Below are 11,478 nucleotides of genomic sequence, written 5' to 3'. Positions count from 1 at the left end.
GGCTAAGCCGGTCACGGGGTCCCCGGAGTGCTTTTACCGAGCCAGACCCGCAGCGCACTTAAAAACCACTGGCGCGGGCGAACGCTCAACCCGGGTTCGAATCCCTCAGCTTATAGTTTGAGGGGCCTGGCAAAAGCCGAGCCCCTTCATTTGTGCCAGCAATCCCTGACGGGATTACGCCAACGTTGTGCTAGCAACACTTCGTGTTGCGCACGATTTCGTCGTCTTCACTAATGAAAAAGCCCAAACGGCTTTTTCACCGTTCGGACTCCTCATCGTGGAGCTAAGGGGATTCGAACCCCTGACCTTCTCATTGCGAACGAGACGCGCTACCAACTGCGCCATAGCCCCTAGGTACTCTCAAAAGCCTAAGCTCGTAACAGGCAAATTTGCAAACTATGAGGCTGTGGGATTGCGCTCAAGAAAAATAACTCTGTTACGCCCCCGCCAACCAGACAGATTTAATACCATTTAACTAACGATCAGAAAAACAGGAGCAACCATGGATCCCATCGAGCAGTTATTAAAGAATGAAGCCGCCTACGCCGAGAAGTTTCCCGGAGAAGCCCCCCACCTACCCGAGCTGAAGGTGGCGGTAGTAACCTGCATGGATTGTCGGATCGACGTGGAAACTATGCTGGGGGTAGAACCCGGACAAATCCACGTGATCCGTAACGCCGGCGGCCTGGTCACCGCCGACACCGTCCGCACCCTCGCCGCCTCCCAGCGCAGCTTGGGAACCAAGTACGTGATGCTGATTCAACACACCGACTGCGGAATGTCGAAGACCGATGACGAAACATTCCTCGCCGAACTCGAAAAAGACACCGGACAGCGTCCCACGTGGAAACCCGGAGGCTTCAAAGACGTGCACGAATCAGTTCGAAACGCTATGAAGAAACTGCTAGACAGTCCCTTTGTAGGAGGCACTGTCCGCGGATTCGTCCTCGACGTTAAGACTGCGCGTCTAGAGGAAGTAACCCTCTAGACCGAAACAGACGTCCGCGCTGCCATTACTACCTGTTGCAGTAGTGAAAGGGTAGCGCCACTTAGCTCCACCGCCCTCTAGGTGCTAACGCAGCAGGGAACGCAGGATTTTCAAAGATTTCTCTCCATAGGGGTGGTGACGCGCCGGAATATCAAAAAGCCAAGATTTACGGAGAACCGTTTGCTCCCGGGTCATAGCCTTAAACGACCAGTCTCCGTGATAATTTCCCATCCCCGAGTTACCTACGCCCCCAAAAGGTGCCTTCGAAGAGCTCATATGGAGCAAGGTGTCATTGATACATACTCCCCCGGCGTTCACTTTGCTCATCACTTTCCGCGCAAAGCCCCGATCTTTCGTAAAGATATAAAGAGCCAACGGATGTTCTCGCTCTTCATAGTCCGTCAAAGTTGCTTCCAGATCCGTAAAGGGAAGAACCGGCAAAATCGGGCCAAAAATTTCTTCCGACATCACCGGAGAATCCCAGGAAGGATTGTCCACAATCACCGGTTTGATCTGCTGGGTTTGCCGGTCAAGGAAATCTTCCGCTCGGCCTCCCCCATTCGAGCCCAATAGTCTTTGTTCCGCGAGCAGCTCCGACAGACGGGAAAAATGTTTGGGAGAAATGATTTTTACAAACGCAGATTTTCGGTATTGTTCGCTCGGCAAAGCCCGGGCGATTCCCGCCTGCAAAGCGGCGATTAACCGCTCCCGCACGTCCTCGTGTACATAAACATAATCGATACTGACGCATGTTTGCCCTGCGTTAAGCAGTTTTCCGAACAGAATCCTGCGCGCCGCTTTTTCGATATTGGCTGTGCGATCCACAAAACAGGGAGATTTTCCGCCCAGCTCCAAAGTTACCGGGGTCAAGTAACGGGATGCTGCCTCCATTACCACGCGCCCCACCGCCGGAGAGCCAGTAAAGAAAATATGGTCAAAGCGCTGCTCTAACAGGGCGGTATTTTCAGCGCGTCCCCCACGGATAACGCTCACCATTCCGGGCGGGAGTGCGCGGCGCAAGATTTTTTCGATCACCTCACAGGTATGCGGGGTATAGGCAGAAGGCTTTACTACCACCGTATTTCCACCGGCGATAGCGGCAGCAATGGGTTCCATAGTGAGTTGGAAAGGATAATTCCACGGGCTCATCACCAACACCACCCCGTAGGGTTCGCGTTGTACCTGCAACCACCCGGGCAGTTGAGAAAGTGCAGGCATTTTAGGGCGAGGCATCGCCAGCCAAGGTAGACGACGCCGCAGATGTTTTATTTCCGCTTTCACCAGGGAAATTTCGCTCATATAGGCTTCGGCGCGACTCTTGTTCAAGTCATGCTTGAGGGCGCGATAAATCTCTACCTGCGATTTTTCTATTTCCCGTAACAGAGCAGTGAGATTTTTCTGCCGCCCAGATATCGGGATCGTAGTTCCGCGGTTAAAACAGCTACGCGCGGTCTCGACCGCCCGCTTAATGGCTTGCTCTTGCGAACTGCTCATGCCTGTCCCTCTCTACCGGCGAGCACCTACTTCCTACCCGGTTCCCTATTATTTTGCTATCAACTAGCCTGTTTTGAATATTTACGGCGATAGATTTCCCGCATCAACAGTGCTTCCGCCTTTTTTAACGGCTTTGCTCCGCAAACGCGGGCGTAACGCGCCGCTAATGCGTTCTTCTCTAGCACTATCTGGGCGCTGTGGGCAGCATCCAGATCCGCGCCAAGACAATAGGCCGCCGTGTTGGTCAGCACCGCATTACCGCGAGTGGTTCCATCAGCTTTCAGCCCGATAATCTGGGCATAATCATCCAGGTAGGCAGGTAGTTTTCCTCCAAAAAAGTCCGCTACCTCTGCGTGGTGGCAGGTAATGATGGCGCCGACATCGGGGCGCTCCCCATAAATCCGCAAGTGATTCGTCTGCGTGGCCGCATCAGGGGTAGTGGGACGGCCTTGTTCATCAACCCAGACTAGGGTGTCATCCTCCCTCTCGCGCCGGGAAGTAAGCGAACGCGCAGGCAAAGGCGGCAAGCAGGAAAGCTCCCGCTGATATAAATCCTTGGCTACCTTTTCCAAAGCATTCGCCAGCCTCCGCGCCTGGTCAGCGCTTTCGGCCCAAATCATGGCGCCATGGGCTTTCATTAAAATCACCTGCGCCCCGGTACGCTGCAGGGTTTCTTCCACCCCGCGGTGCAGTTTCTTGGTCGAGGGCAACCCGTAGGGAGCCACCGGCAGCACCTCTTGCCCCAACGCCGCTTGCGCTTCCTCATCCAGTGGGAAATCCTTTTTCGCCAACGACAAAGCTGACGCATAGGGCTGGTGCGTATGAATCACCCAGCGCGCCTGCGGAAATAACCGATAGGTGAGGGCGTGCATCGGATACTCCGAGGAAGGTTTATAAGGGCCAGACCAATCTTTAGAGCCGGTACATAAAGGCAGCTCCTCCGCGGTCATGGTTTCGTAGCGGCGCCCCGAGGGGGTAATCAAAAATTCGTCCCCGCTGCCTCGTACCGAAAAGTTACCCCAGGTGCGCACCACTAGCCCATCGGAGAGCAGCTGATGCGAAAGCTCGACTAGTTTCGCGCGCTTCTTGTCTTCGTCGCAGTTCACAGCTTTACCACCTTTTGGAATACCCGCTCAAAGGCAGCAAGTGCCCGGTCGATATCCTCTTCGTTATAAGCGGCCGAGGTGTAAAGACGCGAACCCGCCAAAGTCACAATACCTTCGGCCATATAGGCTGCACCCATATGCTCCATTTCTTTCTTCCGCTGACTGGTCGCCTTCAAGACATTCGGGATCTCCCAGGGTTTCTTCCAGTTAATCGCAAAATGCATAGTCCCCACGGTCTCCAGGTGACACACGCTGCGCTGGTTGAACGCTACAAACGGCAGGCGATACTGCTTAATGAGGGCACGCAACCCATCGGTTAAGCGATCCCCCATCTTGGCGGCACGGTCACACGCCGCGGTCTCGGCGATCTCTTTAATGGTGTAGTAGCCGGCCAGCGAGGACAGCGGATTTGCGGTCATCGTTCCCCCGACCAGAGCTTTCTTCACTTTATCTCCGGTTTGAATCCCCGCGGCGAGGTAGCGCATATATTCTTTGCGTCCTCCCAGACCCCCTGCAGAGGGATAGCCACCGGCGATCACTTTACCGAACACGGTTAGATCCGGCATTACTCCGAAGTAACCTTGAGCCCCATGCTCAGAAATCCGGAAGGCGGTCACGACCTCGTCAAAAATAAGTAGCGCCCCGTATTTGTTCGCCAGCGCCCGCGCCCCTCGTAAAAATTCTTGGGTAATAGGGCGAGTGCCGGACTCCGGGCCGATCGGCTCGATCATAATCGCGGCAGTACCGCCAGTTAGTTTCTTGTGTTTTAGTTTGCGTTCCAAGTCTTCCAGATCGCCGGGGAAAAACTCGTCAGTCAGCGACATACAACGCAGGGGAATTCCACTGGCCTGAGTAAACTTTGATCCTGGAATGCGGATACCGTAGGCAAGCTGATCTGACCAGCCATGGTAGGCACCGCCCATTTTTAGAACGTGGCGATGCTTAGTGGCTAGGCGCGCCACCCTAATGGACGCCATACAGGCCTCGGTACCGGAGCCGAAAGCCCGGAACATATCTACGGAAGGAATCAGGTCGCGCACTAACGCGCCCAGACGATACTCATATTCATGAAAAAGCCCGGTGGAGGGGCCGCAAGTATTAAGCAAGTCAATAACTTTTTCCCGCACCTGCGGGGGATTTGACCCCAGGACGGTGGGCCCGCCCGCTTGCAAGAAATCGAGATACTCGTTACCGTCCAGATCAGTCAGCTTGTTACCGTTAGCGCCGGTAAACACCAGGGGGAAGGGATGGTTAAACGCCAGATTATGCTGCACCCCACCCGGGATAACCTCCTGCGCTTCCCGAATCATTGTCCGCGATTTAGTGCACTTTTTTGCAAAATACTCATCCTCATACTCACGCAAAGCAGACGGAGAAATCGAGTAAACAGGTTGTTTGATTAGCTCATCTAGCTCGCGCGTTACCTGCCGCGCTCCCGGACGATTAATATCCATTTTGACCCCCATTAGACAACGTGAGCGCTTACTCACAACAACGTGACCTAGGTTAACCTTTAGGGGCGTTACTGTCAATGATTGCCGCCTGTAACTACACCTCATCAAAGCAGCTTTTAACTGCAGTAACAGCCAGTTTTAGGAAGAGCAATTCTCCCGATGTTTCCCTCTAATATCCGAAAATGCGTCTGGAGGGAACGAAAACGTGTTACTATCACGCCAGATAAGTGAGAGCTCACTCACTGGAAAGAGGAATTCATAAATGGAATGGGCAACGCAGCGGTTCCAGCAGCTAGATCCGGAGAAAGCCAGGCGGATTATCGATGCCGCAGTCAGCGAGTTCGCAACAAAGGGCTATGAAGCGGCGAACACCAACCGGATTGCTAAAGCGGCCGAAGTCTCCGTGGGATCACTGTTTCAGTACTTCAAATCCAAGGAAAATCTGTTCCGGTATGTGATTCACCTGGGAGCCGGGCTTATCGAAACCGATATTGGCGCAATTCTAAAAGCAGAAGTCAGCGGGCGGGAAAAAATCCGTAAACTGATGCTATTAACTGTAAACGCTTGCGAGGAATATCCGGAATACCAGCGGCTTTACCATGAAATCACCGCGATTGGGAATCAGGAGTTAACCCTGGATATCGCCCGTGAATTAGAAAGCTATACCGCATCTGGGCTACTCAAACTGATTAAGCAGGGGCAGGAACGCGGAGACATCCGCACGGATTTACCCGCGGAAGTCCTGGCCTTCACCGTGGATAACACCATGGTGATGATGCAATACTCACTATCTACCCCCTATTTCAAAGGGCGTTCCCAGCTGTACCAGATGGCACCCGCAAAAGAATTCGCCGAACAGATGACGGAAATGCTTTGGTCCACCCTAGAAAAGAGGCAATAATGTACTGCTTAACCTACGACGTGGGAACTACCGGCGTTAAAACCTGCCTATTTGAAGTCAGCGACCAGATTCGCCCGGTGGCCAGCGCCAGTGAAGGCTACGGGTTGCAAGTAGTTCCCGGGGGAGGCATTGAGCAAAACCCCGATGACTGGTGGGCGGCAATGGCTAGCGCTACCGCACAAATAAAGGCCCAGGCAGAAGCGGAGCTGGCGCAAATAAAGGGAATTAGCTTCTGTTCCCAAATGCAGTCCCTGGTGCTGCTAGACGAAGAGGCTCGTCCGGTACATCCTTCAATGTCTTATATGGATCAGCGCGGTGGCCGCCAGCTGCGAAAAATTGCTGGCCAGGCTCCCCGGATAGCCGGGATTAACCTGGTGAAACTACTGCGCAGTCTCTACCATACCGGCGCCGTGTCTGCCTCGGCGAAAGATCCGGTCTGGAAATATCACTGGATGAAAGAAAACCGGCCAGAGGAACTAGCCAAGGCTCACAAGTGGTTAGACGTTAAAGATGCGATCATTGCCCGGATGACCGGCGAATTTACTATGAGTGAGGACAGCGCGTTTTCTACGCTGCTGTACGATATCCGCTCAAAAGAAAAACGTTTTAGCCCCGCGATGCTGAAGATGCTGAAGGTAGACCCGCAGCTGATGCCACCGATTGTGGCTTCTACCGATATTGTGGGGCAGCTTCGCCCTCAGCAAGCCCGCGAACTCGGACTAAAAGCAGGGGTGCCGGTCTTTTCCGGAGGAGGGGACGCTTCCCTGATCCCGGTAGGAGCCGGTGCCGCTAGGAAGGGCGACACTCACGTATACATGGGTACTTCCGGTTGGGTGGAAACCGTAACCGACAAGATCACGATTGATACTTCCGCCATGATTGCCACCGTGGTGGGAGCTATCAGCGGAAACTATAACTATTTCGCCGAGATGGAAACCGCCGGAAAATGCCTCGAGTGGGTACGTGATCACCTAGCTAAAGATGAAATCCATATTTACCTGGACCAGAGAGATGTGGCGGAAGATCCCGAATCCGAGTTCCATTCCCTCTATGAATACATGTCAACCGTAATCGAGTCCGCACCCGCCGGAGCCGGTGGGGTGCTATTCGCGCCTTGGCTACACGGCAACCGCTGCCCCTTCGAAGACCCCAATGCCCGAGGAGCCTTTATCGGGATTGGTCTAGAAACCGGGAAAACTGAGCTGCTGCGCGCAGTGGCAGAGGGCGTGTGTTACCACGTGCGCTGGTTCCTGGAAACTCAAGAAAAGAAAATCAAGACTGCTCCCCGGTTGCGGTTTGTTGGCGGCGGGGCACTCAGCCCGGTAACCTGCCAGATTCTGGCTGATATTACCGGCAAACCCGTGGACACAGTAGCCAATCCGCAAGATGTAGGAGCGGTAGGAGCCGCGCTGGTGATAGCCGCCGGACTAGGGGAAATACCTTCCTTAGCGGAAGCTTCTTCCCTGGTTCCGGTAACCGCCTCCTATCAGCCGAACCTTGAGCACAAAGACCGCTACGACCAAATGTTCGCGGCTTTTAAAGATATTTACCCGGCAAATAAAAAGATTTTCGCACAATTGGAGGCGATTCGATGAACTCGGAAGGAAATCTTCCCTCGGAAACCGAGGGCGAACCCACAGCTACCACAAAAGCTCCCTTGACCGGCGAGGCCGCTAAGGGTAAAGACGCTGCCATTCAAGCCCTTAAGTTCACTTTGTTATCTATCTCCGCCGGGTTGGTGGAGGCCGCCAGCTTCTCCCTTTTAGAGTGGTTAACTCCCCTGCCCTACGCTTGGACCCACTTTATTTCCATTACTTTGTCGGTGATCTATAACTTCACCCTCAACCGGCGTTACACCTTTAAGTCCGCCAATAACGTTCCGATCGCAATGGCCAAAGTTGCGGTTTTCTACGCCTTCTTTATCCCCATCACTATGTGGCTGGGGGCGCTGGCCGCCAACGCCGGCGTCAACGATTTCATTATCAAGGGCGTAACCATGATTCTTAACTTCATTGGCGAGTTCGCCTGGTGGAAGTGGGTAGTGTTCCGCGGCACCGAAAACACCAACGACCTAGCACTTAAGTAGCTCGCCGACACCCGGGCTGGGTACCGCCGGGGGATGAAAAGCACTCGGGGGACCCCAGTGAGCCTAGCTACGCTCGGCTCAAGCCCCCTCTCGCATCTTTTCATCCCCCAGCTCAGCTACTCAGCCGTTACTACTCGTCAAAACTGCTTATCTAAACGCACGCTGGTATCGTGACGCTGGCCGCCAAAAAGCGCTCTGGGGACCCCGGTGAGTCTTGCTTCGCTCGACTCAAGCCCCCATTCGCATCTTTTTGACAGCCAGCTCAGTAATACCGGAGGTTATTGGCATTCAGAACTTTAACCTGTCACCCGACTTACATCGCGCGCGCCACCTTGGTCGGCACTTAAAGCGCAGGCAGCGTAGAGTTTCAGAGCGGCAGAAACTGTGCGTTTGCGGCTACGCGGAGTGTACGGATGAGGACGCTGCTCCATTTGCTGACGGCGGCGACCCAGTTCTGCTTCCGGCACCTCTAGGGTCAAGGATTCAGTATTGATGTCAATCGTGATTTCGTCTTCGTCCTCGATTAGGGCAATTAAGCCCCCATCAGCGGCCTCGGGAGAAATATGCCCCACCGAAATCCCGGAAGTACCACCCGAAAACCGCCCATCGGTGATTAGGGCGCACTTTTTACCCAATCCTCTCCCCTTTAGGAAGGAGGTCGGGTAGAGCATTTCTTGCATTCCCGGCCCGCCCGCCGGCCCTTCGTAGCGAATCACTACTACGTGACCAGGCTTAACACTGTGATTTAGGATTTTCTCAATGGCCTCTTCTTGGGATTCCATCACGATCGCTTTACCGCGGAAATGGTACAGGTCGCTATCGATTCCAGCGGCTTTAATAATGGCACCTTTTTCTGCCAGATTCCCCCGCAAAACCGTCAATCCCCCGTTGGCCGAATAGGCGTGAGCGGTATCGCGGATACAACCACTGACCGTATCGGTATCCAGGTCTTTCCACTGGTTAGCAGTGAAGAACGGCTCGGTAGTACGCACTCCCCCAGGAGCTGCCTTAAACAATTCTTCCGCCTGTTCAGTCGCAGAGCCACCCCGTACGTCCCAATCGGCAAGCCATTTTTCTAGCGAGGGCGCGTGAATCGAGGTGACCTCACGGTTTAATAGCCCGGCGCGGTCAAGTTCTCCCAGCAGTGCCGGGATCCCGCCGGCGCGATGCACGTCCTCCATATGGTAATCATTGTGGTTAGGCGCCGCCTTGCACAGACAAGGCACGCTGCGCCCCAGTCGGGAAATATCTTCCAGGTCAAAGCGCACCCCCGCTTCGCGAGCAACTGCCAGCAGGTGCAACACCGTATTGGAGGAGCCTCCCATCGCCATATCTAGACTCATGGCGTTCAGGAATGCCTCCCGGGAAGCGATTGCCCGAGGCAAAACTGCGTCCTCCTCCTGGCCATAGTAACGCTCGCACAGCTGCACGATTACCTTGCCCGCCTGGGTAAATAAGTCGCGGCGCGCAGCATGCGTCGCCAAGGTAGAACCATTTCCGGGCAGTGCCAACCCCAGTGCCTCAGTCAGGCAATTCATGGAGTTAGCGGTGAACATTCCCGAACAGGACCCACAAGTAGGGCAGACCGCTTTTTCGATCTCGGTCAGCTGTTGATCAGAAATCTCCTGGTCAGCAGTGGCGTTCATTACGGTAATCAGGTTGCCGTGCCCGCTTTGGGACGGCCCCACAATCATTTTGGGGTCGATCCCTCGCCCAGCCTCCATGGGACCGCCGGAGACAAACACGGTGGGAATGTTCAGCCGCATAGCGGCAATCAGCATTCCCGGGGTGATTTTGTCGCAGTTGGAGATACAGACTAAGGCGTCCGCGCAATGGGCGTTCACCATATATTCCACGCTGTCGGCGATGATTTCCCGGCTGGGCAAAGAATAGAGCATCCCCTGGTGCCCCATGGCGATCCCGTCATCAATGGCGATGGTGTTGAACTCTTTCGCCACCCCACCTGCAGCTTCAATAGCCTGCGCTACCAGCGGGGATACCTGGTTTAGATGTACGTGACCCGGCACAAATTGGGTAAAGGAGTTGGCGATGGCGATAATCGGTTTCCCAAAATCACTGTCACTCATGCCGGTGGCTCGCCACAGCGAGCGGGCACCTGCCATATTGCGGCCGGCAGTGGAAATTCTTGAACGAAGCGGATAAGCCATTTTTCTCCTAAAAAATATTGTCTATTGTTGGCGGGGGTACGGGCTTACGAGGATGAGGGGTGATTCCGCTGTTAACAGCGGAACCGGCGCCCTTCTAAACGCTAGCTAGTCACAAAGCTGATACGTCCAGCCGTAAGGATCGGGAGCTTCCCCATTTTGGATGTCTACCAGGCGCTGATGAATACTGGCAGTGACTGATCCGCAAGGCACTTCCACCTCGAAATCATCGGAACCGAGCCGCCCAATCGGGGTTACTACCGCGGCAGTTCCACAGGCAAACACTTCGCTTACTTCACCCGAGCGGATATCTTCTACCAGCGATTTTAGGGAAATATCGCGTTCAAAAACCGGAGTGCCACTATCGCGCAGCAGCCGGCAAATCGCCGAGCGAGTCCCACCCTCCAGGATTACGCCAGTCAGGCGTGGGGTGTGTACTGAACCGTCTGCCCGCACTACGAACACGTTCATGCCGCCCAGTTCTTCCAGGTTTTCTCCTCGTTTGGTGTCCAAGAAACAGACCTGTTCATAACCCTTTTCAGCCGCCAGATTTTGAGGCAGCAGGGAAGCCGCATAGTTGCCACCGCATTTAGCTTCCCCAGTCCCGCCTGGACCTGCCCGATGATAGTGGCGGTCAACCCAAATAGACACTCCTTTGGCTTCCCCGCCTGAGAAATAGGCGCCAGAAGGAGAACCAATCACCAGATATTTCGCTTCATTGGCAGAATGTACCCCCAGGTAGGGTTCAGTTGCAATGATAAAGGGACGAATATAGAGGGAAGTGTTAGGGGCAGTCGGCACCCAGCGTTTATCGGCACGCACCAGGTCAACTACCGAAGCGACGAAGTCTTCTTCCGGAATTTCCGGTAACGCCAGGCGCCGCGCCGATGCATTTATGCGGGCAGCATTGTAGCGGGGGCGGAAAGCCCAGATCGATCCATCTTTGTGACGGTAGGCTTTTAGCCCCTCAAAGACTTCTTGCCCGTAGTGGAACACTACGGCTCCTGGCGACAGACTCAAGTTTTCGAAGGCTTGCACGCGGTGTCCGCTCCACCCTTCACCTGCTTTCCAGTCGGCAACCGCCATGTGATCCCCGAAATGAGAACCGAAAGACAGGGAATCCATAATCTCGCGGTATTCTTTGTCGCTAGCTGGATGCTGGTTAGTTTGCAAAGCAAAGCGCCCCGCCAACTGATCCGCGGTCGGTAGTGGAACTTGCGATGCTGCCTCTAACTGGGTTGGCTCATGGGTTAAACCATTCTCACTCATCATTGTGTTCTTTCC

General features: G+C 54.5%; 9 protein-coding genes and 1 tRNA gene. 4 read left to right on the top strand and 6 right to left on the bottom strand.

The features are described 5' to 3' along the window. Positions 1-278: 278 nt before the first annotated feature. A tRNA-Ala gene (locus RDM26_RS05510) sits at positions 279-351 on the bottom strand. 151 nt (positions 352-502) lie between these two features. Between RDM26_RS05510 and RDM26_RS05505 the strand changes: the two genes are divergently transcribed. After that, complete coding sequence (locus tag RDM26_RS05505) at positions 503-988, top strand: carbonic anhydrase (protein WP_307738003.1); 486 nt, start codon at positions 503-505, stop codon at positions 986-988. Between the two features lie 84 nt (positions 989-1,072). Here the strand turns inward: RDM26_RS05505 and RDM26_RS05500 are convergent, their stop codons facing one another. From RDM26_RS05500 to RDM26_RS05490, 3 genes are read right to left on the bottom strand one after another with little or no spacing between them, the layout of a single operon-like run. Next, on the bottom strand, positions 1,073-2,482 hold the full coding sequence (locus RDM26_RS05500) for an aldehyde dehydrogenase family protein (protein ID WP_307738002.1): 1,410 nt from the start codon (positions 2,480-2,482) through the stop codon (positions 1,073-1,075). Between the two features lie 59 nt (positions 2,483-2,541). Next, positions 2,542-3,588: a class II aldolase/adducin family protein gene (locus RDM26_RS05495; RefSeq protein ID WP_307738001.1), complete on the bottom strand. Its 1,047-nt coding sequence runs from the start codon at positions 3,586-3,588 to the stop codon at positions 2,542-2,544. Further along, positions 3,585-5,042, bottom strand: a complete 1,458-nt coding sequence (locus tag RDM26_RS05490; protein ID WP_307738000.1) for an aminotransferase class III-fold pyridoxal phosphate-dependent enzyme — start codon at positions 5,040-5,042, stop codon at positions 3,585-3,587. Before RDM26_RS05490 ends, RDM26_RS05495 begins: the two co-directional genes overlap by 4 nt. Before the next feature lie 262 nt (positions 5,043-5,304). On the opposite strand from RDM26_RS05490, the gene RDM26_RS05485 reads away from it, so the two are divergent. Genes RDM26_RS05485 through RDM26_RS05475 form a run of 3 tightly spaced genes read left to right on the top strand, consistent with a single transcriptional unit; the run spans position 5,305 to position 8,029 of the window. After that, positions 5,305-5,943 carry a TetR family transcriptional regulator gene (locus tag RDM26_RS05485; protein ID WP_307737999.1) on the top strand — a complete coding sequence of 213 codons (639 nt, stop codon included), beginning with the start codon at positions 5,305-5,307 and terminating at the stop codon, positions 5,941-5,943. Then, the gene (locus RDM26_RS05480; protein ID WP_307737998.1) at positions 5,943-7,538 is read left to right on the top strand and encodes an FGGY family carbohydrate kinase; all 1,596 of its coding nucleotides are present in this window, start codon (positions 5,943-5,945) and stop codon (positions 7,536-7,538) included. The genes RDM26_RS05485 and RDM26_RS05480 overlap by 1 nt, the downstream gene beginning before the upstream one ends. Next, complete coding sequence (locus tag RDM26_RS05475) at positions 7,535-8,029, top strand: GtrA family protein (RefSeq protein ID WP_307737997.1); 495 nt, start codon at positions 7,535-7,537, stop codon at positions 8,027-8,029. The genes RDM26_RS05480 and RDM26_RS05475 overlap by 4 nt, the downstream gene beginning before the upstream one ends. Positions 8,030-8,325: 296 nt before the next feature. Here RDM26_RS05475 and ilvD read toward each other — a convergent pair whose 3' ends face one another. After that, entirely contained in the window at positions 8,326-10,197 is a 1,872-nt protein-coding gene (ilvD, locus tag RDM26_RS05470; protein WP_307737996.1) for a dihydroxy-acid dehydratase, read from the bottom strand. 105 nt (positions 10,198-10,302) lie between these two features. Beyond that, positions 10,303-11,463 (bottom strand): branched-chain amino acid aminotransferase, encoded by a 1,161-nt coding sequence (locus RDM26_RS05465; RefSeq protein WP_307737995.1) that lies wholly within the window; start codon positions 11,461-11,463, stop codon positions 10,303-10,305. Positions 11,464-11,478: the final 15 nt, after the last annotated feature.

The organism is uncultured Varibaculum sp. (genome assembly GCF_902489465.1).
GTDB lineage: Bacteria > Actinomycetota > Actinomycetes > Actinomycetales > Actinomycetaceae > Varibaculum.
The sequence above is the reverse complement of the archived record's forward strand: the minus strand, read 5'-3'. Positions and strand labels throughout refer to the sequence as shown.

What these genes read in the sequence shown, in the direction of transcription:
- RDM26_RS05505 (WP_307738003.1), top strand. Translation starts at nt 503, where the DNA reads ATGGATCCCATCGAGCAGTTATTAAAGAATGAAGCCGCCTACGCCGAG.
- RDM26_RS05500 (WP_307738002.1), bottom strand. Translation starts at nt 2,482, where the DNA reads ATGAGCAGTTCGCAAGAGCAAGCCATTAAGCGGGCGGTCGAGACCGCG.
- RDM26_RS05490 (WP_307738000.1), bottom strand. Translation starts at nt 5,042, where the DNA reads ATGGATATTAATCGTCCGGGAGCGCGGCAGGTAACGCGCGAGCTAGAT.
- RDM26_RS05485 (WP_307737999.1), top strand. Translation starts at nt 5,305, where the DNA reads ATGGAATGGGCAACGCAGCGGTTCCAGCAGCTAGATCCGGAGAAAGCC.
- RDM26_RS05480 (WP_307737998.1), top strand. Translation starts at nt 5,943, where the DNA reads ATGTACTGCTTAACCTACGACGTGGGAACTACCGGCGTTAAAACCTGC.
- RDM26_RS05475 (WP_307737997.1), top strand. Translation starts at nt 7,535, where the DNA reads ATGAACTCGGAAGGAAATCTTCCCTCGGAAACCGAGGGCGAACCCACA.
- ilvD (WP_307737996.1), bottom strand. Translation starts at nt 10,197, where the DNA reads ATGGCTTATCCGCTTCGTTCAAGAATTTCCACTGCCGGCCGCAATATG.
- RDM26_RS05465 (WP_307737995.1), bottom strand. Translation starts at nt 11,463, where the DNA reads ATGAGTGAGAATGGTTTAACCCATGAGCCAACCCAGTTAGAGGCAGCA.